The following is a 25,550-nucleotide window of genomic DNA, read 5'->3' on the forward strand; positions in this document are numbered from 1 at the left end:
AGATTGTCTGCGCGAGGTCGAAACTTCCAGTCCAGCGGAGAAGTGTGGCAGCTCAGACCCAGATTTGTCAGTTTGACTACGTTCTCGTCTCGCCACTCCCCATTTTGCGGAAAGAGCGTGCCCAACGCGACGATCTATTCCTCCCCTGCGCCCTCCGTATGCGGTTGGAAGAGATGATCACAGACCAGGAGGTCGCCGGGGAACGCCTCCGGCTGGATATCTCCGGTCGCGAGCCCGGCCAGGAAGTCGGTGAGGTCGCAGTCGAGGGCCTCGAAAGTCTGGAGCCCTCGGTCCCAGATCACGACACGCCAGGTGTCCGGGTGTCCCTGGGCGCGCCAGAACAGCATGTCGCCGTTGTCGGTCGCGCCGAAGGAGATCAGGCCGCTGGGCGTAGGCCAGAATGGGTAGGTGAGCTCTTCATCGTCTTCCTCGGCCGCTTCCAGGAACATGCGGCTGATCAGCGGGGCGTTCCGCTCGAACCGCGTGTTCGGGTTGCTGGTCCGGGGAACGTAGATCCCCAGGAACTCCATGAAATAGCCGTTGCCGTAGAGGCGGACGAAGTCCTTGTAGTCCTGGGGCAGCGGCGTACGGAGCTCTGCCTCTATCGGTTCCCACGGTCCTTCAAAGGCCTCGAAGGGAGCGTCGGGAGCGGCGACTTGCTGCTTCAGGTTCTCGATCGTCATTTGTCTCGCCCCAGATCCGTCGCCGTACCCGATCCTGGCGCGCGCGCGGATGCACAACCTCAGCGCGAATGCAGTGCAATGTAAAGAACTAAAAGGGAACGGGAGCGCGGTGCGCACATGACGTCCCTCTAGGCTCACGCAGCGTTCCCGTGGCAGAGAGCGCGGCGTGACCCAGGAAAGCTTCCCCGAAATCCGCGAGGCCGTGCGCAAGCTGTGCGCGCGCTTCCCCGGCGCCTACTGGCGCGAGCTCGACCGCGACCGGGCCTATCCGACCGCGTTCGTCCAGGCCCTGACCGAGGCCGGCTTCCTCTCGGTGCTGATCCCCGAGGAGTACGGCGGCTCGGGGCTCGGCCTGCGGGCCGCGACGGCGGTGCTGGAGGAGATCCACCGCTCGGGCTGCAACGGCGGCGCCTGCCACGCCCAGATGTACACGATGGGCACGGTGCTGCGGCACGGCACGCCGGCGCAGAAGGAGGCCTACCTCCCGAAGATCGCCACCGGTGAGCTGCGCCTGCAGGCCTTCGGGGTCACCGAGCCGGACGCCGGCACCGACACCACCCGCATCACCACCTTCGCGAAGAAGGTCGGCGACAAGTATGTCGTGTCGGGCCGGAAGATCTGGATCAGCCGGGCCGAGCACTCGGACCTGATGGTCCTGCTGTGCCGGACGACGCCGCGCGACCAGGTCTCCAAGCCGTCGGACGGTATGAGCGTGCTGCTGGTCGACATGAACCAGGCGGTGGGCAATGGCCTGACGATCCGGCCGGTCCGCACCATGCTGAACCACGCCACCACCGAGCTCTTCTTCGAGGACCTGGAGGTGCCGGCCGAGAACCTGGTCGGCCAGGAGGGCAAGGGCTTCAAATATATCCTCGACGGCATGAACGCCGAGCGCATCCTCATCGCCTCGGAGTGCATCGGCGACGCGCGGTTCTTCATCGACCGGGCCAGCCAGTACGCCAAGGACCGCGTCGTGTTCGGCCGGCCCATCGGGGAGAACCAGGGCGTGCAGTTCCCGCTGGCCCGCGCCTACGTCCAGATGACCTCGGCGAGCCTGATGGTCGATCGCGCGGCCGAGCTGTTCGAGGCCGGCGAGCCCTGCGGGACCGAGGCCAACATGGCCAAGCTGGTGGCCTCGGAAGCGAGCTGGTTCGCCGCCGACATGGCCCTGCAGACCCACGGCGGCTTCGGCTTCGCCGAGGAGTACGACATCGAGCGGAAGTTCCGCGAGACGCGCCTCTACCAGGTGGCCCCGATCTCGACGAACCTCATCCTCAGCCACGTGGCCACCCACGTCCTGGGCCAGCCCAAGAGCTTCTGACCGACTCCATGGCGCGTCGGCGCCGAAAAGATTGGCCACAGACCATCACAGACCAACACGGACACTGTCCGCCAACCGTCCGCGGTGGTCTGTGATGGTCCGTGGTTGAATAAGACAGCGCCTGCGGCGCGCGGGGGATGAGATGACCTACGAAACCATCAAGGTCGATGAGACTGCGCCGGGCGTGAAGGTGATCGCCTTCAACCGCCCCGACGTGGCCAATGCGCTCTCCACCCAGATGGGCCGCGAACTGCTGGACGTCTGGTCGAACCTGCGCGCCGACGAGGGCCTGCGCTGCGTGATCCTGCGCGGCGAGGGCAAGCACTTCCAGGCCGGGGCTGACCTCAAGGAACGCAACGGCATGACCGACGAGGCCTGGGCCGAGCAGCATCGGCTGTTCGAGGCCATGATCCGCGCCCAGCTCGCCTGTCCGGTCCCGGTGATCGCCGCGGTGCAGGGCGCGGCCATGGGCGGCGGCTGCGAGATGACCCTGGCCTGCGACTTCGCCTATGCGGCCGAGGGCGCGAGGTTCGGCCTGCCCGAGGCGGGGCTGGGCATCATCCCGGGCCTGGGCGGGACACAGTTGCTGACCCGCGCCGTCGGGCCACGCCGGGCCGTGGAGATCCTGACGACGGCCTCGCCATTCACTGCGGAAAAGGCGCAGGCCTGGGGTCTGGTCAGCGATGTCGTTCCGGCGGACAGGCTGATGGAGACGGTGCTGGGCGTTGCGACGCTGATCGCCAGCAAGGCGCCGCTCTCGGTGCGCGGCGCCAAGCGCGTCGTGCATGGCGGCCTGGACCTGGAGTTGAAGCAGGCGATGGACCTGGAGCTCACGGTCTACAACCACCTCTTCACGACCGCCGACCGGCGCGAAGGCGTGGCCGCGTTCAACGAGAAGCGCACCGCGCAGTTCGAAGGGAAGTAGCTGGAGCGGCGGTGAGTCTGCGCCTACGGTTCCGCTCGTGAAGATGCCCGTCCCCGACCCCGCGCTGCTCGCCCGCAAGGCCGAGATCGTGCGCGCGCTGCAACGGATCGTGCCGGGCGAGGGCGTGGTGTCTGAGCCCGCAGGCCTGGTTCCCTTCGAGAGCGACGGTCTCTCGGCCTATCGGCAGACCCCGCTGGCGGTGGTGCTGCCGGAGACGACGGCCCAGGTCTCGCAGGTGCTGGCCTGGTGCCAGGCGAACGGCGTGAAGGTGGTGCCGCGGGGGGCGGGCACATCGCTGTCGGGCGGAGCGCTGCCGCTGGCGGACGGCGTGGTCCTGGGCCTGTCGAAGTTCAACCGGGTGCTGGAGGTCGACTACGCCAACCGCTGCGCCGTGGTTCAACCGGGCGTGACCAACCTCGGGATCACCGCGGCCGTGGAGGCTGCGGGATTCTACTATGCCCCCGATCCGTCCAGCCAGATCGCCTGCACCATCGGCGGCAACGTGGCGGAGAACTCTGGCGGCGTGCACTGCCTGAAGTACGGCCTGACCACCAACAACCTTCTGGGCTGCGAACTCGTGCTGATGAGCGGCGAGATTGTCCGGCTGGGCGGCAAGGCGATGGACGCTGACGGCTATGACCTGCTGGGACTGGTGACAGGCTCGGAGGGACTGTTGGGTGTGGTCACGGAGGTGACGGTCCGCATCCTGCCCAAGCCGCAGACGGCTCAGGCGCTGCTGCTGGGATTCCCGACGGTCGAGGCGGCCGGCGCGACGGTCGGCGACATCATCGCCGCGGGCGTGATCCCGGCGGGGCTGGAAATGATGGACAACCCGGCCATCCGGGCGGCCGAGGCGTTTGTGGGCGCGGGCTATCCGGTGGACGCCGCGGCCCTGCTCATCGTCGAGCTGGACGGGCCCGAGGCCGAGTGCGCCGAACTGACCGGCCATGTCCGCGCCCTGGCGTCGGCGCGCGGGGCGGACTTCGTGCGCGTGTCGCAGAACGAGGCCGAGCGGCTGGCCTTCTGGGCTGGCCGGAAGGCCGCCTTCCCGGCGGTGGGGCGGATCGCGCCGGACTACTTCTGCATGGACGGCACCATCCCGCGCGGGAAGCTGCCGCAGGTGCTGACGCGGATCACCGAGCTCTCGGCGCACTACGGGCTGGGCGTCGCCAACGTCTTCCACGCCGGCGACGGCAACCTGCACCCCCTGATCCTCTACGACGCCGACAGGCCGGGGGAGCTGGAGCGGGCCGAGGCGTTCGGCGCCGACATCCTGAAGCTGTGCGTCGCCGTCGGCGGCGTGCTCACAGGCGAGCATGGGGTGGGGGTGGAGAAGCGGGACCTGATGAGCGAGATGTTCGACGCCACCGACCTCGCCTGCCAGCAGCGCGTGAAATGCGCCTTCGACCCGGGCCTGCTGCTGAACCCCGGTAAGGTGTTCCCGACCCTGCACCGCTGCGCCGAGCTGGGACGGATGCACGTCCACAGGGGCAAGCTGGCGTTCCCGGAGCTGCCGCGCTTCTGATGCCCGACACGATGCTCCGCGCCCTGAAGCCGACCAGCGCCGAGGAGGTGCAGGCCATCGTCGCCGAAGCGGGCGCCGGGGCGCGGCGGCTGGCGGTGACCGGCGGCGGCACCAAGCGTTCGGTGGGCTCGATGGAGCCGGTGGACGCGGTGCTGTCCACCGCGCGGCTGGATCGGATCGTAGACTATTCGCCGGAGGAGCTGACGCTCACCTGCGAACCGGGCGTGCGGATCGAGGACCTGGAGCGGCTGACCGCGGCCAAGGGACAGATGCTGGCCTTCGAACCGCCGCGCTGGACGCGTCTCCTGGCCTCGCGTGGCGAGCCGACGTTGGGCGGCGTGCTGTCGGCGAACCTTTCCGGACCCCGGCGCATCCGCGCCGGCGCGGCCCGCGACCATTTCCTGGGCTTCGAGGCCGTGTCGGGCCGCGGCGAGATGTTCAAGGCCGGCGGACGGGTGGTGAAGAACGTCACCGGCTACGACCTCATGAAGCTGCTCGCCGGCTCGTGGGGGACTCTGGCAGTGCTGACGCAGGTGACGGTGAAGGTGCTGCCCGCGCCGCGCACCGAGACCACCCTTTTGCTGTTCGGCCTGCCGGACGTGCGCGCCAGCGAGGCGATGACCGTGGCGCTGAACGGCCCGTTCGAGGTGTCTGGGGCGGCGCACTTGCCGAGCTTCGCGGCGCGCGCCCGGCCCCTGAAGGCCGAGATGGCGGTGACGGCGCTGAGGCTGGAAGGGTTCGACGCCTCGGTCGCGGCGCGGGCCGAGGCCCTCTCCGCCGTGCTGAAGGGGTTCGGACGCATCGAAATGCTGGATGCTGGGCACTCGCGGGATTTCTGGACGCAGGTGCGCGAGGTCGAGGCCATCGCCAGCGATCCGCGGCCCCTCTGGCGGCTGTCGCTGCCGCCGGCGCAGGGTTGGCGCGGGCCGCACGGACTGCCGGGGGACGCCCTCTACGACTGGGGCGGCGGGCTCGTCTGGCTGGCCACCGAGGAGCCGCCGGCCAAGGTCCATGCCGTGGCGCGGGAACTGGGCGGCCACGCGCTCGGGCTGCGCGGGCACGAGGCTTTCGGCCCGCGGTACGGGGCCCTGGCGGCGCTGCAGGCGCGGGTGAAGGCCGCATTTGATCCCCTAGGCGTCCTCAATCCCGGACGGATGGAGGCGACGTCGTGAAGACGGCTTTCACGCCCGAGCAACTGGCCGACCCGGAGATCGCCGCCTCCGCCGGCGCGATCCGAAAATGCGTCCACTGCGGCTTCTGCACCGCGACCTGTCCGACCTACGTGCTTCTGGGCGACGAGCGCGACAGTCCGCGTGGACGGATCGAGCTGATCCGGCGGATGCTGGAAGATGGCGGGCCGCCGTCGCCGGAAGCCGTGAAGCACGTGGATCGGTGCCTGTCGTGCCTGGCCTGCACCACGACCTGTCCGTCGGGCGTGGACTATGCCCAGCTCATCGATCACGCTCGGGCGCACATCGAGGCCCACAGGGTGCGGCCCCTGCCTGAGCGGGTGCTGCGGGCGCTGATCCCCGCGGTGATGACGCGGCCGGCGCGCCTGCGGTCGGCGCTGCGCCTGGGGCGTCTGGCCCGGCCTCTTGAGCCGCTCCTGGCGCGCCTAGGGCTGGCCCCGCTCGCGGCGCTCCTGCGCCTCGTGCCGTCCCCTGCCAGGATGCCGAAGGTGTCGACCTCGGCCCATGGCGAGCGGCGGGGGCGGGTCATCCTGCTGCAGGGCTGCGTCGAGCCAGAGATGACGCCGCAGGTGCGCGCCGCCGCGATCCGCCTGCTGACGCGCGCCGGTTACGAGGTGGTGCTGGCGGAGGGCGAGGGCTGCTGCGGCGCCTTGTCGGAACACCTGGGTCGGGCCGGGGAAGCGCGCAGCATGGCGCGCAGCAACCTGGCGGCCTGGGCGGCGGTCGGCCCGGTCGATGCGATCATCGCCACGGCCGCCGGCTGCGGGACCATGCTGAAGAGCTACCGCCGCCTTGTCGGCGAGGCCGTTCCCGCCCGGGACGTCCTGGAGTTCATCGACGAAGTGGGCCTGCCGCCAGTGGTGAAACAGCGGCGGCCCAGCGTCGCCTATCATGCGGCTTGCTCGCTGCAGCACGGTCAGCAGATCAAGGCGCAGCCACCGCGCCTCCTGGCTGAGGCGGGCTTTGACGTCCGCAGCGTCCCAGAGGGCCACCTCTGCTGCGGTTCGGCCGGCGTCTACAACATCCTGCAGCCGGAACTGGCGGGCCGCCTGCGCGATCGCAAGGCGGCCAACATCGCGGCCACTGGCGCGGCGGTGGTGGCGGCCGGCAACGTCGGATGCATGGCCCAGCTCTCGCCGGCCCTGGCGGCGCCGGTTGTCCATCCGGTCGAGCTTCTGGACTGGGCGACCGGCGGGCCCATGCCGGCCGCACTCGCGCCTATGGAGAGCTCCCTACGGGTTGCTACCTAGGGAGCGCTGCGAAATTTCCACGGCGCCACCGTCGGCGCACACTCCCTCTCCAATTGAGAGGATGTCCGGCATGTCGCTGGAATTGCACCCCGAAGTCTTCGCCCTGGCCTGCGTGGCCTATGCCATCGTCGCGCTTGGCGTCCTGTTCTGGAACGCGCGGGCGCGACGGGAGGGCCTACGCGGCCTGGACGAAGCCTGGCCAGGTCGACATGTACTTCACGAAGGCGGGGCCCAGGCCCTCGTTCGCCAGGTATTCGGCCGTGACGGGCAGGGCGACGGGCGTGAAGGCCGGATCGCGGGACCGCTCGGGGAAATCGTGATGCAGGATGGCCGCGCGCCCGATCAGGACGTAGTCCGCTCCGTCGGTCAGCATCCGTGAAGCGATGGCCGGCGAGGCTATCTTGCCGGCGACGCCCAGGCGCACCTGACCGCGATCCAGCTCGGTGAAGTAGCTCATCAGGCTCCGGCCCTGGAAGGCCTCCTCGACCGGCTCCTTGAAGACATCCCACAGCGACATGTCGAGGTAGTCGATCCGGCCGTCCTTGAGGATCGCCTGGGCCGTGTCCCGGATTTCCGCCAGCTTCAGGCCGAACCGCTCCGGAGACAGGCGTAGGCCGATCTGGAAGTCCGGGCCGGTGCGGCTCCGCACGCCTTCGATGATCTCGAAGATGATGCGCGCGCGGTTCTCGAGCGAGCCGCCGTAGCGGTCCTCGCGCTTGTTGATTTCCGGCGAGAGGAACTGGGCCAGGATGTAGCCGTGGGCGCCATGGATCTCGACGCCCTCGAAGCCCGCCCGCTCGGCCCTGACGGCGGCGACGATGAAGTCTTCGACGAGCTGTTCCACCTCGTGCAGCGAGAGGCCCCGCGCGCCGGTCTCTGGATCGTCGGAAGGGCAGACCGGCTGGCCCACGAGTTCCTTCGGCGAGCGGTTTCCGGCGTGGTGGAGCTGGACCGAAGAGACCGAGCCGGCAGCCTTGATCGCCGCGGCGAGGCGCGAAAGTCCGGGGAGGTGCTGATCGCCGAAGATGCCGAGCTGACCCGGAAAGCCCTGTCCCACCGCCTGCACATGGGCCGCGCAGGTCATGGTGAGGCCGAACCCGCCCTTGGCTCGCAGGGTGAGCCAGTTGAACTCGTCGTCCGACAGCGTGCCGTCCGGATGGCTCTGCAGATTGGTCAGCGGGGCCAGCATGAAGCGGTTCTTCATGGCCGGGCCGTGGGCGAAGCTCATCGGGGCGAAGAGGTCAGACAAGGCGCGTCTCCGGACGGGATCTGACCCAGCGATAGCGGCCTTACCCCGCGTCCGGCAAACCAGCCTTTCTGAAGGCGGCGCCAGGCGGTCGGCGGGCAGGCGCGCGCTACCCCGGCCGCAACTAGGCCTGGGTGGCGAGGAAGATGGGGCCGCCGATCACGTCGAAGCGGCCGACGTCGGTCCGGCGCAGGGCCGTGAGCTGCATGACGGGCGGGGTTCCCTCCACCTTGCCGAGGCGCGCGCCCTGCGGGACAGCCAGCCGGAGCCGCAGGTCGTTCGGAAGGCTGCGCAGCGCACGAGCGATGTCGGGGCCCTGGGCCTGGAAGGGCAGCGGCTCGGGGAGCGCCGCCAGGGGTTGCGCGTAGAGTCCGACCAGCCAGGCGCTTCGCGGGCCACGGACCAGGGCGTACGCGGCATGGGTGTGGCTGGCGCGCAGGAGGTTGGCCCAGTGGCCCGGGCTCTTCCGCAGCCTTCCGATCAGGTGCGCGGCCGAGGCAGGCGGGCCGTCGCCGTGGTGATAGGCGATGTTCTCCGAGGGAGAGCCGATGGTCGTGCGGCCCAGTAGCCACAGCCGGTGGCTGGGATCGAACCCTTCTGGGGACAGATGCTCCACATAGGCGCGCCGGGCGAGGTCACCCGCATGGGCGCGGGCGGCTGCGGAGAGTTCGTCGTGCCAGGCCAGCACCGGCGCGCCCGCGGCCCGACGCGCGGCATTGGTGGCGTCGAGCGCCGCGCGAGCGCCGTCCTCGTCGAAACGTCCGCCGCCGGCATCCTCGATCCGCGCGCGAAGCAGGGCCTCGTAGCCACGCCAGGCGAACGCATCGGAGGCGGGCGGTGCGGCGTCGCGCACCGGCTCGGCGAGCGCCGGCGCGGCCAGGGCGGCGAAGCCGCTGGCCAGGGCGCTGCGTCGGGACAGACTCACTGCGGCGGCATCCGACGGATGTAGTCCTCGATCAGCGCCAAGCCCTCCTCGTGCACCATCGACCGGCCCAGTTCCGGCATCATCACCCCCGGCTCGGTCGAGGCCATCCGGTAGGCGAGGATCGAGGCCTCGGGATGGCCGGGCTCGATGCTGACCTTGAGGTTCCCCGCGCCGCGGCCGGCGGCCACCGGCCCCTTGCCCACGCCAAGCGCCGCCCGGCGCGTCTCGCCGAGGTCGAGGAACAGGCCGGAGTTCGAGGCGATGCCGCGCGGGTTGTGGCAGTGGGCGCAGTTGGCGTCGAGGTAGGCGCGGGCGCGCGCCTCCAGCGGCTCGGCCGGATCGTCCCATCGGGCCGCGCGCGGCGCCGCGCCAGGAGGCGGCGCGCCTGCGAGCAGACCCGCCTTGGTCCAGTGGGCGAGCTGGTTACGCTGGCCGTCCGGATAGGCGAAATCCCCGTTGAGGTTCTGGGCCTTCGGTCCGATCGGGGCGACCTGCTTGTCGAGCTGGTGGCACTCCTTGCACTGGTTCTGGTTCGGGACGGCGTAGTCGACCTGGCGCGGCTGTCCCTGGGCATCGATGAACCGGACGTCGAGACGGGCGCCTGCGCGCTTGAGCACCGCGTCGGTCTGCTCGGCGTTCCAGACGTAGGCGAGGGCGATCCAGCCGTTCGCCTTGCGGATCAGCAGTCGCGTTTCGAGATAGCGGACGTCCTCGGCGGGGCGACGCAGGTCGGCCGGATAGGCGAAGGTCTTCACGAGCACCGCGCCGACGGGAAACTCCAGGGCCCCCTGTGCCCGGTACCGCGCCTTGGTCCCCGGCGGCAGATAGAGGTATCGGAACTTCTCGGCGTAGTCGGTGAACAGCGGCGTGTTCAGCGCATAGGGCGTCAGGCCAGCGTTCGGCCGTCGCCCGGCGGCGTCGAGGAACAGCCGGTAGTCTGCGAGCCGGGGCGCCGGCGTCTCGGCCAGCACCACGTCTTGGGCCACCGGCCGTGGTCCAGGCGCCGCCCCCAGGCACAGCAGCGCGGCGAGAGCGGCGATCCAGGACCTCAACACCGCCTCCTAGGCGCCCAGGTCCGCCTGCGGCTTGGGGAGGCTCACGGGCTTGGGCTCGGCCAGCACCGCATCGCCCAGGCGGTCGACGACGGCCGGCTTGGCGCTCATCAGCGCCCCGGGCGCGGCGAGATTGAGGTTCAGCACGGGCCCGTCGATGAGCCGCACGCGCACGGGGTCTGCATTCTGGGCGTGCTGGGTGACCCCGTCCCACATGATCGGCGGGATGACCCCGCCCAGTTCCTTCGCCAGGATCTCGGCGCCGGCGAACTTGGCGTCGTAGCCGTTCTTTCCGATCCGGTTGTTCCGAACGACGATGTCCCGGGGCAGGGGATTGTAGGTCTTGTCGTCGAACGTCTGGGTGTAGCTGACCAGCATCACCGCCGCGGACTGGTTGCCGTCGATCTCGTTTTCGAAGACGTGGACGTTGCGGTTGGCCATCACCATGATCCCGGTGCCCACCGGGACGCCCGCCACGATGTTGCCCTTCGGCGCGAAGTTGGCCGTGTCGTTCTGCACCACCTTGTTGCGGAAGAGGCGGGTGGAGTGGCCGCCCATCTGAGGCAGGTTGGGCAGGTCGAACACCAGGATGCCGCCGGTGTTGCGGGTGGCGACGTTGTCGAACACGTCGGCGTTCATCGAGTTCTCGATCTCGATCCCGGCGACGTTGAACTCGGCGCGGCTGTTCTTCACCACGATGTTCTTCGACTGCCCGACATAGATGCCGGCGTCCGAGGCTCCGCGGACGGTCACCTTGTCGATCAGCACATTGGTGGACGAGACCGGGTAGACGCCGTAGGCGCCGTTCTTCTCGTTCGGCCCATTCGTCCACTCGACCCGCAGGTTCAGGAAGCTGATCTGGTCCGAGCCCTTGGACTTCACCCCGTCGCCGCGGGTGTCCTCCACCGCGAAGTCGCGCAGGGTCACGCGGTCGGATGTGACCAGCAGCCCCTCGCCGGCGCCCTTCTGGCCCTTGAAGGACAGGATGGTGGCGTCGGGCCCGGCGCCTTTGACCGTAACCTGATCGACGTCGAGCGAGAGGCCGTCGGAGAGTTCGTACCGGCCGGCGGCCAGCTTCACGATGTCGCCGGGCTTGGCGTCCAGGAGGGCGGTCTGAATCCGCTCCTGCGCGTCGGGCCCGGGGCTGACGCTGAGCGTGCGGGCCTCGGCGGCGCCGACGAGCGCCGAAGCGGCCAGAAGTGCGGTGGCGAACCTGATCATATGTCTCGTCCCTGCCGGCATCATGACGCGCCGTTCAACTTCGAGACTGCCGCTGTTCACGCCTCGTGCGCAACCCTTCAGCCGCCGGCGGCCACATAGGCGTCGATGTCCGCCAGGTGGCGTCGGACGACCGCCGGCGGCAGGAACGAGCCGGTGAAGCTGTTCTTCGCCAGCATCACCAGGTCGGCGCGGGTGAGCGAGAGGGCCTCTGCGACCTCGATCCAGTTCTGGCCGAGGTAGCCGCCGAAATAGGCCGGATCGTCCGAATTGATGGTGGCGCGCAGGCCGAGGTCCAGCATCCGCTTGAGCGGATGGGCCTTCAGGTCGTCCACCACGCAGAGCTTGAGGTTCGAGAGCGGGCAGACGGTGAGCGTCATTCCTTCGGCAGCGAGGCGTTTCACGAGGGCCGCGTCCTCGAGGGCGCGGTTGCCGTGGTCGATCCGGTCCACGTGCAGGACGTCCAGCGCCTCCCACACGTACTCGGGCGGGCCCTCCTCGCCGGCGTGGGCCACCAGCTTCAGGCCCCGCTCGCGCGCGGCCTTGAACACCCGCGCGAACTTGGATGGCGGATGGCCGACTTCCGAAGAATCCAGGCCGACGCCCTGGATCCGGTCGAGATAGGGCTCGGCGGCCTTCAGGGTGGCGATCGCGGCGTCCTCGTCCAGGTGGCGCAGGAAGCAGAGGATGAGGCTGGAGGTCACGCCCAGGGTCCGCTCGGCCTCCGATATCCCGGCGAGCAGCCCCTCGGCCACCACCGAGAACGGGATGCCGCGGTCCGTGTGGGTCTGGGGGTCGAAGAACAGCTCCACATGGCGGCAGCCGTCGGCGGCCACGCGCCGGAAGTAGGCCAGAGCCAAGTCCCTGAAATCGTCCTCGACCAGCAGGACCCCGGCGCCCTGGTAGTAGATGTCCAGGAAGTCCTGGAGATTGGAGAAGGCGTAGGCGGCGCGAACCTCCTCCACGGTGTTGAAGGGCAGGGCGACCCGGTTCCGCCGGGCGAACTCGAACATCTGTTCCGGCTCGAGGCTGCCCTCGATGTGCAGATGCAGTTCAGCCTTGGGCAGGCCGCGAATGAACGGTGCAAGGTCGGTCATGGGAACGTGGTCGACCCAACCTGGCTATCGGTCAAGGGTTGCGGGCCGCGCCACGTGCTCTAGGTTCGGCCTGCAACTCGGGAGTGTGCGTGGCGGGGGCAGGTGAGGCGTCAGGCGGGCAGGCGGCTGAGCAGCAGCTCGCGGCGGCGCACGCGGCCTTGCGCGAGACGCCGGGGCTCCAATTCGATTTCAATGTCGCCAAGGCGGAAGCGCCGCCGGCCTGGGCGGAAGCGCTGGTCCGCTTCCTTGAACAGATCGGCCCTTTCCTGAAGTACGTGTTCTGGGGCGGCCTGGCCGTGGGCGCGGCTCTGATCCTCTATTTCATCCTGCGCGAACTCGTACCCGAGCGATGGTTCCGCAAGGCGACGGACAAGACGGTCACCGACTGGCGACCGGAGCCCGCCAAGGCCCGGGCGCTGCTGGAGGACGCCGACGGACTTGCCGCCGCCGGACGGTTCGACGAGGCGATCCACCTCCTGCTGTTCCGCTCGATCGACGACCTGGTCGCGCGGCGACCCGGGGTGGTGAAGCCCGCGCTCACCAGCCGCGACATCGCCGCGCTCGCCGTGTTGCCCGCCGACGCCCGGTCGGCGTTCGCCCGTCTGGCGGAAGCGGTGGAACGCACCTTCTTCGGCGGACGTCCGGCAGGGGCTGAGGCGTTCCAGTCGGCCCGCGCGGACTACGAGGCCTTCGCCTTCGCGGAGGGCTGGCGATGAGCGCGGAGCCGGCCTCGCAACCCCAGGCCTTCTCGCCCAGGGTCATCCTCATTCTGGTGATCGTGGGCGTCGTGTCCCTGGCTGGCCTGGCCGTCCTCTCGGCCTATGCGCCCGACCTGCGCGGCGGCCAGGACGGGCGGGCCCACGCCCTGTCGAAGTCGGCGGTGGGCTATGCGGGCGCGCCGATCTTCATGAAGGCGGCGGGCGCGCCAGTGGTGGTCAGCCGGATACGGCCGAGCCAGCCGGCGGATTCCGTCGTCATCCTCACGCCCGAGATGGGCCTCAGCCCCAAGGAGCTACAGGCCTATCCCAAGGGCGCGCTGACCCTCATCGTGCTGCCGAAATGGCTGGCGGCGCCCGACCCCATCCGGCGGGGGTTCGTCCGCAAGGTGGGGGTGATGCCGGGCGACCGGGGTCTGACGGCGCTCCTTGCCTCGTATGCGCCGAAGACCGAGGTGACCTATCGCAAGGGCCGTTCGCGCCCGGTGCTCCGCGGCGCCGATGGGCCGTTCGCGGATGTCCCGGCGATGCGGACCGGAGAGATCGACAGCCTGGCGACCATCGGAGGCCAGGGCTGGACCCCCCTGCTGGTGGACGATCAAGGTCGGGCCGTCCTCGTGCGTTCCACCAAGACGCCGAGTATCTGGGTGCTGGCCGAGCCGGACCTCCTGAACAACCAGGGCCTCGCCAGCCGGGATACGGCGCGGGCGGCGCTGTCGATCCTGCAGACCGCGCGCGGTGAGCGGTCCCTGCTCTTCGACGTGACGCTGAACGGATATGAGCGTGGGCGAGGCCTGGGCCGGCTGATGCTGGAGCCACCGTGGCTGGCGGCGACCCTGATCGCGGTGGCGGCCGGCCTGCTGATGGGGCTGCACGCCCTGGCGCGCTTCGGCCAGCCGCGGCGGCGCGGACGCGCCTTCGCACTTGGCGCGCGGGCCCTGGTCGACAACTCGGCTGACCTGATACGCGCGGCGCGCAAGGAGCACGAGCTGGCGCCCGCCTATGCGGCCCTGACCCGCGCGGCGGTCACGCGCGGCGCCGGCGGTCACGTGGCTGAGGAAGGCTGGCTGGACGAGCTGGCGGCCCGCCGAGGCGTATCTTCGCCGGCCGAGCTGGCGGCCGAGGCCGACGCCGCCGCCAACCGGGACGACCTGCTGGCTGTGGCCAGGAAACTGCATGAGTGGCGAGGGGAGATGACGCGTGAACGTCGCTGAGGTGAAGGCGCTGGCGGACCAGGTCCGCGCCGAGATCGGCAAGGCCATCGTGGGCCAGCAGGAGACCATCGACCTGCTCCTCACGGCGCTCTTCGCCCGCGGGCACGTCCTGCTGGAGGGGCCGCCCGGGGTGGCCAAGACCTATCTGGCGCAGTGTTTCGCGCGCACCCTGGGGCTGGACTTCGGGCGCATCCAGTTCACGCCCGACCTGATGCCGGCCGACATCATCGGGGCCAATGTCTTCAACTTCCAGACCTCGTCCTTCTCCCTCACCGAGGGGCCGCTGTTCTGCGAGCTGCTGCTGGCCGACGAGATCAACCGCACGCCGCCCAAGACCCAGGCCGCTCTGCTGGAGGCGATGCAGGAGCGACGGGTGACCATCGACGGCAAGTCGCGCCAGCTCTCGGATCGGTTCATGGTGGTCGCGACCCAGAACCCGCTGGAACAGCAGGGCACATATCCGCTGCCCGAGGCCCAGCTCGACAGGTTCCTGTTCAAGCAGACTCTCGGCTATCCCAATCGCGAGGAGGAACGCCGGATCGTCGCTGAATATGGCATGCAGTCCGGACACTCCGACCCGGCTGAGCGGGGGGTCGCCCGGGTGGCGACGGCGAAGCAGCTCGCCGAAGCGCACAAGGCGGTCGCCGCGGTGCGGCTGACCGATGAGATCGTCGACTATGTGCTGGATCTCGTGCGGGCCACGCGCGAGACGCCCGACCTGTCCAGCGGCGCCTCGCCCCGCAGCGCCGCGCAACTGGCTCTGGCGGCGCGGGCGCGGGCCGCGCTCGACGGGCGCGACTATGTGATCCCCGACGATGTGAAGGCCCTGGCGCTGCCGCTGCTGCGCCACAGGGTGATCCTGTCGCCGGCCGCCGAGATCGATGGGCGGCGGGCCGACCAGATCATCGCGGCCCTGGTCGACCTGGCCGCCGCGCCGCGCTGACCCCCTTGCGCCTCTATCCCACTCGCAGGGCGATCGCGCTGATGGCCGCCGGCGCCGCGCCGGCCCTGGCCGTGGCCATGATCGCGCCGGGTCTCTGGACGGCGGCGGCGGCATGGATCGTCCTGGCCGTGGGGCTGATGCTGGCCGACGCGCTGCTGGCGACGCCCCCGCGCCGAGTGACCCTGGAGGCCGTGGCGCCCCGGGTCATGGGCGTGGGGCGGGCCGACGCGATGCGCCTGGTCGCCGCCTTCGAGGGGCGGGCGCCGGGCGAGGTGGAGCTGGCGGTGGGCGTGGACGCCCGCCTGAACGCCGACCCCGAGCGGGCCATCGTCCGAACGGCCGCGGGGCGCGCGGAGCGCGAGGTTCGGCTATCTCCGCTGCGGCGGGGTGAGGGGCGGATCGAGGGCGTCTGGGCGCGCTGGCGCGGCCCCCTTGGTCTGGTCTGGGTTCAGCGACAGTCGTCGGACGGGCCGTCTGTCGCGGTGACGCCGGATGTGGCGGGCGTGAAGGAACAGGCCCTGCGGCTGTTCGCCCCCGATGCGCCGCTGGGCGCCAAGCCGCTGCTGGATGTCGGCGAAGGCTCGGACTTCCACGCCCTGAAGGAATTCCAGACCGGAATGGACCTGGGCGACATCGACTGGAAGCAGTCGGCCCGCCACGGAAAGCTGGTCGGCCGGGAGTACCGCACCGAGCGGAACCACCACGTCCTGATCGCCCTCGACACCGGCCGGCTGATGAGCGCGCCGACGGCCGGCCTGCCGCGGATCGACCGGGCGATCAACGCCGCGCTGCTGCTGGCCTTCGCATCCTTGCGCATGGGCGATCGCGTGGGCCTGTTCGCCTTCGACTCCCGGCCAAGACTGGCCAGCGGCCTCGCCTCCGGGCCGGCGGCGTTTCCCCTGCTGCAGAAGCTGGCGGCGTCGATCGACTATTCCACCGAGGAGACCAATTTCACCCTTGGCCTGACCGCCCTTGCCGGCCGGCTGGACCGCCGGGCGATGGTGGTGATCTTCACCGACTTCGCGGACGCCACCAGCGCAGAGCTGATGGTCGAGAACGTGGCCCGGCTGATGCGCACCCATCTCGTCCTGTTCGTCGTGTTCCGGGACGAGGAGCTGGAGACGCTGGTCGCGAAGCGGCCGGAGAGCCCGGAAGACGTTTCCCGCGCCGTCGTGGCCGACCGGTTGTTGAAGCAACGCGAGGCGGTGAGCGCGCGCCTGCGCCGGTTGGGCGCCCAGATCGTCGACGCGCCGGCCGAGGCGCTGCCGACGGCCTTGCTGAACGGCTACCTGGACGTGAAGCGCCGGGGGCTCATCTGATGGCAGAGCTGCATCTCAAGAGCTGGCGGTTCCGGGCCGAGCGCGAGGCTGACTGGCGGCGGCTGGAGTCCCTGTTGACCAAGGCGGAAGCCGGCGGGGTCGGCAAGCTGAAGCGGGAGGAGCTGCTGGAGCTGCCGGTGCTGTACCGCCAGGCGCTGTCCTCCCTTTCGGTGGCGCGCTCGATCTCGCTGGACCAGAGCCTGGTGGCCTACCTGGAGAGCCTCTGCACGCGATCCTATTTCTTCGTCTACGGCGCCCGCGCGCGACTTCCGGAGCGGCTGGCCCGGTTCTTCCGTCGGGACTGGCCTGCGGCCGTCCAGGCGCTCTGGCGCGAGACCCTCGCTTCCCTGGCGATCACGGTGGTGGCCACGGTCGTCGCGTTCGTCCTGGTGCGCGGCGATCCCGACTGGTTCTACAGCTTCGTCGATCCGGGCCTGGCGTCGGGCCGCGATCCCATGGCGACGACCGCCTCGCTGCGCGCGACGCTGTACCAGGAGACGACGGCGATGGAGGGCCTGTCGGGCCTGGCCGCCTTCCTCTTCACCCACAACGCCCAGATCGCCTTGTTCGCGTTCGCCCTGGGGTTCGCGTTCTGCCTGCCGACGGCGGCCTTGCTCGTACTGAACGGCGGGATGCTGGGCGCCTTCCTGGCGCTGTTCTTCTCCCGGAATCTGGGCGTCGAGGCCACCGGCTGGCTGATGATCCATGGAGCGACCGAGCTGTTCGCGATCGTCCTCGCCGGCGCCGCAGGGTTCTCCATCGGCTGGGCCGTGGCCTTCCCGGGCGCGCGCAGCCGTGTCGACGCCGCGGCCGAGGCCGGTCGGCGCGCGGCGACGGCTATGGCGGGCGTTGTCGTCATGCTGTTCGTCGCCGGCTTGATTGAGGGCTTCGGGCGCCAGCTCATCCAGCTCGACGCCGCCCGCTACACGATCGCGGCCGTCACCCTCGCCGGCTGGCTCGTCTACTTCTACTGGCCACGGAGACCCGCGCCATGACGGCCGGCGGCGTGACCCAGCGGCTCAGGGGCCTCAAGGTCCGGCGCGAGCCAGACTCCGGCTGGCGCGAATTCGTGACGCCCGAGGGGGTCGATCTGCGCCTGAAGGTCGGCGCCTACGTCGAACGGTTCTCGGCGATGGCGCTGGACTTCCTGATCCTGTTCGGGGGCATGGGCGTGTTCAGCCTCGCCGTCCTCGCCGTATTGTGGGCCACGCGCGCCGCCTGGCTTCTGGAAGCGCTCGGCGTGGTCTGGCTTCTCGTCACCTTCGTCGGGCGGAACTTCTACTTCTTCCTGTTCGAGGCCCAGCCACGGGCGGCGACCCCGGGCAAGCGCATCATGGGGTTGAGAGTCGTCGCTGCCGACGGAGGGCGGCTCACCGCCGACGCCGTCTTCGCCCGCAACGCCATGCGAGAGGTGGAGGTCTTCCTGCCGCTGGCCTTCTTCCTGGCGCGGGGCGAGGGAGTGGACGCGGCCCTGATCACGCTGGGCGCCATCTGGAGCGGGGTGTTCGTGCTGTTCCCGCTGTTCAACCGTGACCGTCGGCGACTAGGCGACCTGGCCGCCGGCACGCTGGTGGTGAAGGCGCCGAAGAAGGTGCTCCAGCCGGACCTCGCCGACACGGAACGCACCGCCTCGCAGGGGCTGGCCTTCACCCCCGCCCAGCTCGACGCCTATGGCGTCAAGGAACTGCACGTCCTGGAGGATGTGATCCGGGCCGGTGATCGCCGGGCGATGAAGGAGGTCGCCGAGCGCATCCGCACGAAGATCGCCTGGGATGGCGCGAGCGACATCCCCGATCGGACCTTCCTCAACGCCTACTACGCCGCCCTGCGCGGCCGGCTGGAGAGCCGGATGCTCTTCGGCCACCGCCGCAAGGACAAGTTCGACGTCAGCTGAAGATGTCGGCGAGCGCGTGGGCGCCGAACCCTTCGCGCGCCCGGCGAAGCTCCACGTAGAGCACCGCCACGCCGGTGGCGCTGACCACCGAGGTCAAGGTGTTGGTCACGAGGTTCCCGACGATCTGCACCGGGCTGCGCAGCAGTGCGGCCGGGTCGCCCGAGGCAAAGGACGCTCCGCTGGTGATGAGCCCGACCACGGTCCCGATCGCGAGGGCGATGATCCATACCAGGACCAGCAGGCCGAAGATCCGCCACCGGTTTCCGCGGGTGAGATCGGCGCTGCGCCGGAAGGCGCCAAGAATACTCGTGCGATCCGCCACCAGGGCCGGCACGGCGACACACCAGGCGCAGATGATCATCAGGCCGGGAACGACCAGGAACATGAAACCGAACACGACGGCGATGGCGAACAGCACGCTGACGATGATCAGGGGAAGGAAGGCCCGCAGCCCGGTGGCCAGGCTGTCGCCGACGCCGGCCCGCGCGCCATTCATGTCCTGCACGGCGCCGTAGACCAGTGCGCCCTGCAGGATGGCGGATGTGACGATTGCGGCAAGCCCGCCGACGGCAACGGTTGTGAAATAGGCGGGGCCCAGGCTGAAGTTCCCGCTCTGCACGGCGGCGATGTTGCCGGCCTGCAGATAGCTGATGATCGCGGTCGGAATTCCCGACAGCAGGAGCGCCAGGACGATGTACGTCGTGAAGTTGCGGCCCAGCACCGCAAAGGTTTGCTGGATCACTCGCGCGATGTCGATCTTGCCAGGCTCAAGGGCCGTCGCCGCCGTCATTTCACTCCCCCAGGTTGCTGACGCAAGGGCAGGCTAATCATGGGGCGATACATCTGTCGATGGGCCGGGGCGGCGCCGTGGAAGGCGACTCCATGATGCGGGTTCATACCCGGGTCGAACGGCTCCCTCTCCGCGCGCCGTTCCGCATCTCGCGCGGCGTGAAGACCCACGCCGAGGTCGTCTTGGCCGAGTTGGGCGACGGCTCCTTCACCGGTCTTGGCGAGTGCGTGCCCTATGCCCGGTATGGTGAGACGCCGGCCTCGGTCAGCGCACAGCTGGAGGCCGCCGCGATGCGGCTCGCGGCCGGCGAACCGGCGCGGGTCGTGGCGGCCTCGATGCCCGCCGGCGCCGCGCGCAACGCACTGGACTGCGCGCTCTGGGACCTGGAGGCGCGGCGGGACGGACGTTCCGTGGCCGAAAGCCTTGGGCGACACTTGCCGCAGACGCTGACGACGGCCGTCACCATCAGTCTCGCCGAACCTGAGGCGATGCGCGACGCGGCCGCGGCGGCGGCGGACGCGCCGCTCCTGAAGGTGAAGCTCGACGCCGACCGGCCCGCCGAGCGCCTGCTGGCCGTGGCGGAGGCCGCGCCGGACGCCCGCCTGATCGTCGATCCCAACGAGAGCTGGACCCTCGCGGTGCTGCAGGCCATGGCCGGGCCAATCTCGCGCCTGCGGGTCGCGGTGGTGGAGCAGCCCCTGCCCGCCGGCGAGGACGCAGTCTTGGCGGGGCTCACCTATCCCGCGCCGATCTGCGCCGACGAGTCGGTGCACACGGCGGCCGACGTGGAGCAGGCCGCGCGGCGCTACCAGATGGTCAATGTGAAGCTCGACAAGGCCGGCGGCCTGACCGAGGCCCTGGCGATGGCCGACCGGGCGCGTGCCCTTGGCTTGGGGGTCATGGCCGGCTGCATGGTCTCAAGTTCCCTGGCCATCGCGCCGGCGCTCTTCGTGGGCGGGGTGGCCGACCTCGTCGATCTGGACGGACCCTGGTGGCTGCGCGAGGACCGCCCCGGCGGATGCCGTCTGCAGGGCGGAATGCTCCTTTCGCCGCAGCCGGGCTTTTGGGGCGAGCCAGGCTCGCGCCCCTGAGTTGACAGCGTACGCGCATCAGCGGTTCATCTGGCCGTCACATTTTGGGGAGGCCGCGTGGCGAACGCTGCGGCAGAGACAGTCGGCACGCTCGAGGTCGCCCTCGACCACGCCGCGCGTCTTCTCCCCCATGACGCCGCCGCCGCGGAAGCGCAGGCGCGCGAGATCCTGAAAGCCGTTGGCGAGCACCCCCAGGCGCTGCGCCTGCTGGGCGCGGCCCTGCGCCGTCAGGGCGACATGCAGGGGGCCGAGGCGGCCTACCTCCGCTCGGTGAAGGCCTCGGTGGGCGACCCGGCCCTGGTGGCCGCCGCGACGGCGCTGTCCGAGAATCGCCTGGCCGCCGCCGAGCAGACCCTCCGCGCCGTGCTGCGCGAGCGCCCGACGGACGTGGCCGCCATCCGGATGCTGGCCGAGACGGGCATGAGGCTGGGTCGCTACGACGACGCCGAGAAGCTGCTGGCGCGCTGCGTCGAGCTGGCGCCCGGGTTCGCGGCCGCGCGGCACAACTATGCGACGGTGCTCTACCGGCACAACAAGCCCGAGGCGGCGATCGCGGAGCTTGATCGGCTGCTGGCGGAAGATCCGGAGAACCCCGCCTATCTGAACCTGAAGGCCGCCGCGCTCGGGCGGATCGGCGAGTATGAACAGGCCATCGCGCACTATGCGCGGGTTCTTCGCCGCCATTCGGGCCACCCCAAGACGTGGATGAGTTACGGCCATGCGCTCAAGACGGTCGGGCGGCAGGCCGAAGCCGTTGAGGCCTACCGCAAGAGCCTGACCCTGGCGCCGGAGTTGGGCGAGGCGTGGTGGAGTCTGGCCAATCTCAAGACCGTCCGGTTCTCGGAGGCGGACGTAGGGGCGATGGTCGGCCAGCTCGTCCGGACCGATCTTGGCCGCGAGGATCGGTTCCACCTCCATTTCGCGCTCGGTAAGGCGCTGGAGGACGCAGGCCGCTGGGCGGAGTCGTTCGACCACTATGCTCGAGGCAACGCCCTCCGGCGGGAGGATTTGGCCTACGAGGCGGAGGAGACGTCGCTCCATGTCCGCCGCTCGCGGGCCTTGTTCGCGAGCGACTTCTTCAAGGCGCGCGCGGGACGGGGCTGCCAGGCGCCCGATCCGATCTTCGTCATCGGCCTGCCGCGATCCGGCTCGACGCTGGTGGAGCAGATCCTCTCCAGCCACAGCCAGGTAGAAGGCACTCAGGAACTGCCCGACATCGTCGCCATGGCTCGGCGACTCGGCGGGAGGGCGCGGAAGTCGTCGGGCGGGGTCTACCCGGACATGCTGTCGGGCCTCGAGGCGAAGGAGCTCGAGGCGTTGGGCGAAGAGTACCTGGCGCGCGCGCAGGTGCACCGAAAGCTCGGCCGTCCGTACTTCATCGACAAGATGCCGAACAACTGGGCGCACGTCGGCCTGATCTGCCTGATCCTGCCGAACGCGAAGATCATCGACGCGCGCCGCCATCCGCTGGGTTGCGGGTTCTCGGGGTTCAAGCAGCACTTCGCCCGCGGGCAGGGGTTCACCTACGACCTGACCGATCTTGGCCGGTACTACGCCGACTATGTCGCGCTCATGGCGCACTTCGACGAAATCCTGCCGGGCCGGGTCCACCGGGTGATCTACGAGGAAATGGTGGCCGATCCCGAGGGGCAGACCCGCGCGCTGCTGGCGCACTGCGGTCTGCCCTTCGAGGAGGCGTGCCTGCGCTTCTACGAGAACGACCGCGCGGTGCGGACCGCGAGCTCCGAGCAGGTGCGCCGGCCGATCTTCACCGACGCCGCCGACCACTGGCGGAACTACGAACCCTGGCTGGGTCCCCTCAAAGCCGCGCTGGGGCCCGTGCTGGATAGCTACCCAAACCCGCCCGCGTAGAGGGCGTCCAAGTCTGTTTGTTCGGGGGATTGAGATGAAGAGAGACCATAGATTGAAGGCTGCACGCTGGTCTGCGGGCCTGCTGGCTACCAGCATGCTGACCGCCACCGCCGGCCCGGCTCTGGCCCAGTCAGCCGGCACCGAGCTCGAGGAGCTGATGATCACCGCCCAGAAGCGGGCGGAAAACCTGCAGGACGTCCCGATCAGCGTGTCCGCGCTCAGCACCGAACGGCTGGATCAGCTGCAGGTGTCGGACATGAACGACTTCATCAAGTTCCTGCCGAATGTCACGATCAACACCTCTGCGCCGGGCTTCGCCAAGATCTACATGCGGGGCGTCGCGTCCGGGGAGAACGGCAACCATTCCGGCCCGCTGCCGAGCGTGGGCATCTACCTGGACGAACAGCCCGTCACGACCATCACCGGGCCGCTGGACGTTCACGTCTATGACATCGCGCGCGTCGAGGTGCTGGCCGGGCCTCAGGGCACGCTCTACGGCGCCAGTTCGCAGGCGGGCACCATCCGGATCATCACCAACAAGCCCAGCACCCAGGGCTTCGAGGCGGCGTACGACCTGGAGGTGAACTCGGTCGCTCACGGCGACATCGGCTACGGCGTCGAAGGCTACGTCAACCAGCCGCTGGGCGATCGGGCCGCGATCAGGCTCGTGGGCTGGGCGGTGCACGACGCCGGCTTCATCGACAACGAACAGGATTCACTGACCTATCCGACCGGGCCGGTGACCATAAACAACACCGCCCTCGCCGAGAACGACTTCAACGAAGTCGATGTCTATGGCGCTCGCGCCGCGCTGAAGATCGACCTGGACGAGGACTGGTCGATCACGCCGTCGCTGAACGTGCAGCGCACCGAGGCTGACGGCTTCTTTGGCTACGATCCTGGGCGCGGCCACCTGAACGTCGCGCGCTTCCGCCCCGACCGTTCCGACGACAAGTGGTTCCAGGCCGCCGCCACGATTGAGGGCAAGGTCTCCAACCTCGATCTCGTCTACGCTGGCGCGTACATGCGGCGGTGGCTCGATGGCGAGTCCGACTACTCCGACTACGCCTTCTTCTACGACACCCTCTATGGTTACGGCGCGTACTGGACGGACGACGCCGGGCAGCCGAACGACATCACCCAGTACATCCAGAGCAAGGACTACTTCACCAAGCAGTCCCACGAGTTCCGGGTGGCCTCGCCGGCCGAGAACCGGTTCCGCGTCACTGCGGGCCTGTTCTACCAGCGTCAGACCCACAACATTCAGCAGCGCTACAAGATCGACCGCCTTGCGGCGGCGACCGAGGTTTCCGGGTGGCCCGACACGATCTGGCTCACCAAGCAGCTTCGCGTCGACCGTGACTATGCGGCCTTCGCAGATGCAGGGTTCGACGTCACCGACAAGCTGACCCTCAACGCGGGAATCCGCTTCTTCAAGGCCAAGAACGGCCTCGAAGGTTTCTTCGGCTATGGGCGTGGCTATTCCTCGCGCACCGGGGAGGCGGCCTGCTTCGCACCAGCCGTCGTCGAGGGCAGCCCCTGCACCAATCTGGACCGGGTGACCAAGGACAACGGCGAAACCTACCGCCTCAACGCCCAGTACAAGTTCGACGATGACCGGATGGTCTATTTGACCTACTCGACCGGCTATCGTCCTGGCGGCGTCAACCGACGCGGAGGCGATGCCTACGACCCGGACTACCTGAAGAACCTGGAGTTCGGCTGGAAGACCACATGGCTCTCTAACCGGCTCCGCTGGAACGGCGCCGCCTTCCACGGCAAGTGGGACGACTATCAGTTCTCGTTCCTGGGGCAGAACGGCCTGACCATCATCGCCAACGGCGGCAAGGCCAAGATCAAGGGGGTCGAAACCGACCTCGACTGGCTTGCCGCGCCTGGCCTGACCCTGTCGGGCTCAGCGTCCTACATCGACGCCGAACTGGACGAGGACTACCGGAACACGCCCGGCGGCCCGATCCTGGCCCCGAAGGGTCAGTCGCTGCCGGTGACGCCGAAGTTCAAGTACAACCTGAACGCCCGCTACGAGTGGCAGGTCGGCGACTATGACGCCCACGTCCAGAGCTCCCTGGTGCACTCCGGCTCGGCTTTCCCTGATCTGCGATCGGCGGACCGGGCGATCGTCGGCAAGGTTCCGGCATACACGGTCGTCGACCTGACGGCCGGGATCACCAACGGTTCTTGGCGGATCGAGGCCTTCGCAAAGAACCTGCTGGACGAGAAGTACCAGGTGGACAGGGGCGTAGCCTGTACGGTCTGCACCCGGGTCTTCGTCGACCCTGGCCGGCCACGGATCCTCGGTCTTCGCTTCGGCCAGAGCTTCTAGCGACGGCTACCCAGCCTCGTCCCACCAGGGATAGAGGCTGGGCATGTCCTGAGAGACCCGCCCCGGGAAACGGGGCGGGCGCTTCTCGAGGAAGGCGCCCACGCCTTCTTTTACGTCGGGGCCCGCGCCCAGCTCCATGCTGAGACGGCCGTCGATGGCCAGCAGGCCGGACGGGTCGGGCGCGCCCGCGAACCGCCAGAGCATCTGACGCGCCAGGGCCACCGACACCGGCGCCGTGTTCTCTGCGATCTCCATCGCGATCTCGCGCGCCCGCGCCAGCAGCCGCTCGGGTTCGACCACCTCGCTGATGAGCTCGGCCTCGCGCGCCTCCTCGGCCGAAACCATCGCGCCCGTCATGCACCAGCGCAGCGCCCTGGGCAGGCCGACGAGCTTCGGCAGGAACCACGCGCTGCCGGCTTCCGGCACCAGGCCCCGCCGGGCGAAGATGAAGCCGATCTTGGCCGTCTTGGCGGCGAGGCGGATATCCATGGGCAGGGTCAGGGTGGCGCCGACGCCCACGGCCGCGCCGTTGATCGCCGCGATGGAGGGCTTGCGGCAGTTGAAGATCGCCTCGACGAAGCCGCCGCCGGCTTTACGCGGCTGTCCCGGCGCGGCGAACGCCACCGATCCTTCGGCCTTGGTGTCGAAGGCGTCGGCTCCGCCCGAGATGTCGGCCCCTGCGCAGAAGCCACGGCCGGCGCCCGTGACGATCACCACCCGCACCGCATCGTCCTGGTCGGCCCGCTCGAAGGCGTCGGTCAGCTCCGCGCCCATGACGCCGGTGTAGGCATTGAGCTTCTCGGGCCGGTTCAGCGTGATCGTCAGCACCGGGCCGTCGACCTCGTACAGGATCGTCTCGTAGGCCATCCGCATCCTCCCATTCGTCTTTTCCCGCATCACGGCGCATTGACGAGGCGGCAGGCAACAGCGCGCCG

Annotated in this window: 22 protein-coding genes; 14 read left to right on the forward strand and 8 right to left on the reverse strand. The window is 69.5% G+C overall.

The features are described from left to right. Window positions 1-134 precede the first annotated feature (134 nt). Entirely contained in the window at window positions 135-683 is a 549-nt protein-coding gene (locus DJ019_RS12150) for an SMI1/KNR4 family protein (protein ID WP_111276311.1), read from the reverse strand. Window positions 684-849: 166 nt separating this feature from the next. Between DJ019_RS12150 and DJ019_RS12155 the strand changes: the two genes are divergently transcribed. From DJ019_RS12155 to glcF, 5 genes are all read left to right on the forward strand, one after another. Next, window positions 850-2,004 carry an acyl-CoA dehydrogenase family protein gene (locus DJ019_RS12155; protein WP_111276312.1) on the forward strand — a complete coding sequence of 385 codons (1,155 nt, stop codon included), beginning with the start codon at window positions 850-852 and terminating at the stop codon, window positions 2,002-2,004. Between the two features lie 142 nt (window positions 2,005-2,146). Further along, complete coding sequence (locus tag DJ019_RS12160) at window positions 2,147-2,929, forward strand: enoyl-CoA hydratase/isomerase family protein (protein ID WP_111276313.1); 783 nt, start codon at window positions 2,147-2,149, stop codon at window positions 2,927-2,929. A 43-nt stretch (window positions 2,930-2,972) separates the two neighbouring features. Further along, the gene (locus DJ019_RS12165; protein WP_111276560.1) at window positions 2,973-4,454 is read left to right on the forward strand and encodes an FAD-linked oxidase C-terminal domain-containing protein; all 1,482 of its coding nucleotides are present in this window, start codon (window positions 2,973-2,975) and stop codon (window positions 4,452-4,454) included. Further along, window positions 4,454-5,626: an FAD-binding protein gene (locus DJ019_RS12170; RefSeq protein ID WP_111276314.1), complete on the forward strand. Its 1,173-nt coding sequence runs from the start codon at window positions 4,454-4,456 to the stop codon at window positions 5,624-5,626. Before DJ019_RS12165 ends, DJ019_RS12170 begins: the two co-directional genes overlap by 1 nt. Next, window positions 5,623-6,894 (forward strand): glycolate oxidase subunit GlcF, encoded by a 1,272-nt coding sequence (gene glcF / locus DJ019_RS12175; protein ID WP_111276315.1) that lies wholly within the window; start codon window positions 5,623-5,625, stop codon window positions 6,892-6,894. The genes DJ019_RS12170 and glcF overlap by 4 nt, the downstream gene beginning before the upstream one ends. A gap of 175 nt (window positions 6,895-7,069) precedes the next feature. Here glcF and DJ019_RS12180 read toward each other — a convergent pair whose 3' ends face one another. The 5 genes from DJ019_RS12180 to DJ019_RS12200 all read right to left on the reverse strand — a co-directional run bounded on the left by DJ019_RS12180 (window position 7,070) and on the right by DJ019_RS12200 (window position 12,432). Then, complete coding sequence (locus DJ019_RS12180) at window positions 7,070-8,143, reverse strand: NADH:flavin oxidoreductase (protein ID WP_240606464.1); 1,074 nt, start codon at window positions 8,141-8,143, stop codon at window positions 7,070-7,072. A gap of 121 nt (window positions 8,144-8,264) precedes the next feature. Next, entirely contained in the window at window positions 8,265-9,065 is an 801-nt protein-coding gene (locus tag DJ019_RS12185) for a CAP domain-containing protein (RefSeq protein WP_111276316.1), read from the reverse strand. Further along, complete coding sequence (locus DJ019_RS12190; protein ID WP_111276317.1) at window positions 9,062-10,117, reverse strand: SO2930 family diheme c-type cytochrome; 1,056 nt, start codon at window positions 10,115-10,117, stop codon at window positions 9,062-9,064. Before DJ019_RS12190 ends, DJ019_RS12185 begins: the two co-directional genes overlap by 4 nt. Before the next feature lie 9 nt (window positions 10,118-10,126). After that, window positions 10,127-11,338, reverse strand: coding sequence for a parallel beta-helix domain-containing protein (locus DJ019_RS12195; protein ID WP_111276318.1), 1,212 nt, complete (start codon window positions 11,336-11,338; stop codon window positions 10,127-10,129). A 77-nt stretch (window positions 11,339-11,415) separates the two neighbouring features. Next, entirely contained in the window at window positions 11,416-12,432 is a 1,017-nt protein-coding gene (locus DJ019_RS12200) for an adenosine deaminase (protein WP_111276319.1), read from the reverse strand. An 89-nt stretch (window positions 12,433-12,521) separates the two neighbouring features. Here DJ019_RS12200 and DJ019_RS12205 point away from each other — a divergent pair, with 89 nt between their 5' ends. Genes DJ019_RS12205 through DJ019_RS12230 form a run of 6 tightly spaced genes read left to right on the forward strand, consistent with a single transcriptional unit; the run spans window position 12,522 to window position 18,518 of the window. Continuing rightward, window positions 12,522-13,148 (forward strand): DUF4129 domain-containing protein, encoded by a 627-nt coding sequence (locus tag DJ019_RS12205; RefSeq protein WP_111276320.1) that lies wholly within the window; start codon window positions 12,522-12,524, stop codon window positions 13,146-13,148. Continuing rightward, window positions 13,145-14,362: a hypothetical protein gene (locus DJ019_RS12210; RefSeq protein ID WP_111276321.1), complete on the forward strand. Its 1,218-nt coding sequence runs from the start codon at window positions 13,145-13,147 to the stop codon at window positions 14,360-14,362. Before DJ019_RS12205 ends, DJ019_RS12210 begins: the two co-directional genes overlap by 4 nt. Beyond that, window positions 14,349-15,305, forward strand: a complete 957-nt coding sequence (locus tag DJ019_RS12215) for an AAA family ATPase (RefSeq protein WP_111276322.1) — start codon at window positions 14,349-14,351, stop codon at window positions 15,303-15,305. Before DJ019_RS12210 ends, DJ019_RS12215 begins: the two co-directional genes overlap by 14 nt. Before the next feature lie 41 nt (window positions 15,306-15,346). Then, on the forward strand, window positions 15,347-16,624 hold the full coding sequence (locus tag DJ019_RS12220; protein ID WP_111276323.1) for a DUF58 domain-containing protein: 1,278 nt from the start codon (window positions 15,347-15,349) through the stop codon (window positions 16,622-16,624). Next, window positions 16,624-17,619 carry a stage II sporulation protein M gene (locus DJ019_RS12225; RefSeq protein WP_111276324.1) on the forward strand — a complete coding sequence of 332 codons (996 nt, stop codon included), beginning with the start codon at window positions 16,624-16,626 and terminating at the stop codon, window positions 17,617-17,619. Before DJ019_RS12220 ends, DJ019_RS12225 begins: the two co-directional genes overlap by 1 nt. Next, window positions 17,616-18,518: an RDD family protein gene (locus DJ019_RS12230; RefSeq protein ID WP_111276325.1), complete on the forward strand. Its 903-nt coding sequence runs from the start codon at window positions 17,616-17,618 to the stop codon at window positions 18,516-18,518. The genes DJ019_RS12225 and DJ019_RS12230 overlap by 4 nt, the downstream gene beginning before the upstream one ends. On the opposite strand, the gene DJ019_RS12235 is transcribed toward DJ019_RS12230, so the two are convergent. Beyond that, a complete protein-coding gene (locus DJ019_RS12235; RefSeq protein WP_111276326.1) occupies window positions 18,511-19,308 on the reverse strand; it encodes a DUF7847 domain-containing protein in 798 nt (265 codons plus the stop codon). The genes DJ019_RS12230 and DJ019_RS12235 overlap by 8 nt on opposite strands. A 92-nt stretch (window positions 19,309-19,400) precedes the next feature. Between DJ019_RS12235 and dgcA the strand changes: the two genes are divergently transcribed. The 3 genes from dgcA to DJ019_RS12250 are packed head-to-tail and all read left to right on the forward strand — an operon-like array spanning window position 19,401 to window position 24,615. Further along, complete coding sequence (gene dgcA / locus DJ019_RS12240) at window positions 19,401-20,399, forward strand: N-acetyl-D-Glu racemase DgcA (protein WP_111276562.1); 999 nt, start codon at window positions 19,401-19,403, stop codon at window positions 20,397-20,399. A gap of 57 nt (window positions 20,400-20,456) precedes the next feature. Then, window positions 20,457-22,271, forward strand: a complete 1,815-nt coding sequence (locus DJ019_RS12245) for a tetratricopeptide repeat-containing sulfotransferase family protein (protein ID WP_111276327.1) — start codon at window positions 20,457-20,459, stop codon at window positions 22,269-22,271. Between the two features lie 34 nt (window positions 22,272-22,305). Further along, window positions 22,306-24,615: a TonB-dependent receptor gene (locus tag DJ019_RS12250; protein ID WP_111276328.1), complete on the forward strand. Its 2,310-nt coding sequence runs from the start codon at window positions 22,306-22,308 to the stop codon at window positions 24,613-24,615. A gap of 6 nt (window positions 24,616-24,621) precedes the next feature. Here DJ019_RS12250 and DJ019_RS12255 read toward each other — a convergent pair whose 3' ends face one another. Continuing rightward, window positions 24,622-25,482: an enoyl-CoA hydratase-related protein gene (locus DJ019_RS12255; protein ID WP_111276329.1), complete on the reverse strand. Its 861-nt coding sequence runs from the start codon at window positions 25,480-25,482 to the stop codon at window positions 24,622-24,624. Window positions 25,483-25,550 lie beyond the last annotated feature (68 nt).

The sequence above is a fragment of the Phenylobacterium kunshanense genome (genome assembly GCF_003254525.1).
Classification (GTDB): Bacteria; Pseudomonadota; Alphaproteobacteria; order Caulobacterales; family Caulobacteraceae; genus Phenylobacterium; species Phenylobacterium kunshanense.

What these genes read in the sequence shown, in the direction of transcription:
- DJ019_RS12150 (WP_111276311.1), bottom strand. Translation starts at nt 683, where the DNA reads ATGACGATCGAGAACCTGAAGCAGCAAGTCGCCGCTCCCGACGCTCCC.
- DJ019_RS12160 (WP_111276313.1), top strand. Translation starts at nt 2,147, where the DNA reads ATGACCTACGAAACCATCAAGGTCGATGAGACTGCGCCGGGCGTGAAG.
- DJ019_RS12165 (WP_111276560.1), top strand. Translation starts at nt 2,973, where the DNA reads ATGCCCGTCCCCGACCCCGCGCTGCTCGCCCGCAAGGCCGAGATCGTG.
- DJ019_RS12170 (WP_111276314.1), top strand. Translation starts at nt 4,454, where the DNA reads ATGCCCGACACGATGCTCCGCGCCCTGAAGCCGACCAGCGCCGAGGAG.
- DJ019_RS12195 (WP_111276318.1), bottom strand. Translation starts at nt 11,338, where the DNA reads ATGATCAGGTTCGCCACCGCACTTCTGGCCGCTTCGGCGCTCGTCGGC.
- DJ019_RS12200 (WP_111276319.1), bottom strand. Translation starts at nt 12,432, where the DNA reads ATGACCGACCTTGCACCGTTCATTCGCGGCCTGCCCAAGGCTGAACTG.
- DJ019_RS12210 (WP_111276321.1), top strand. Translation starts at nt 13,145, where the DNA reads ATGAGCGCGGAGCCGGCCTCGCAACCCCAGGCCTTCTCGCCCAGGGTC.
- DJ019_RS12220 (WP_111276323.1), top strand. Translation starts at nt 15,347, where the DNA reads ATGGCCGCCGGCGCCGCGCCGGCCCTGGCCGTGGCCATGATCGCGCCG.
- DJ019_RS12225 (WP_111276324.1), top strand. Translation starts at nt 16,624, where the DNA reads ATGGCAGAGCTGCATCTCAAGAGCTGGCGGTTCCGGGCCGAGCGCGAG.
- DJ019_RS12230 (WP_111276325.1), top strand. Translation starts at nt 17,616, where the DNA reads ATGACGGCCGGCGGCGTGACCCAGCGGCTCAGGGGCCTCAAGGTCCGG.
- DJ019_RS12235 (WP_111276326.1), bottom strand. Translation starts at nt 19,308, where the DNA reads ATGACGGCGGCGACGGCCCTTGAGCCTGGCAAGATCGACATCGCGCGA.
- dgcA (WP_111276562.1), top strand. Translation starts at nt 19,401, where the DNA reads ATGATGCGGGTTCATACCCGGGTCGAACGGCTCCCTCTCCGCGCGCCG.
- DJ019_RS12250 (WP_111276328.1), top strand. Translation starts at nt 22,306, where the DNA reads ATGAAGAGAGACCATAGATTGAAGGCTGCACGCTGGTCTGCGGGCCTG.
- DJ019_RS12255 (WP_111276329.1), bottom strand. Translation starts at nt 25,482, where the DNA reads ATGGCCTACGAGACGATCCTGTACGAGGTCGACGGCCCGGTGCTGACG.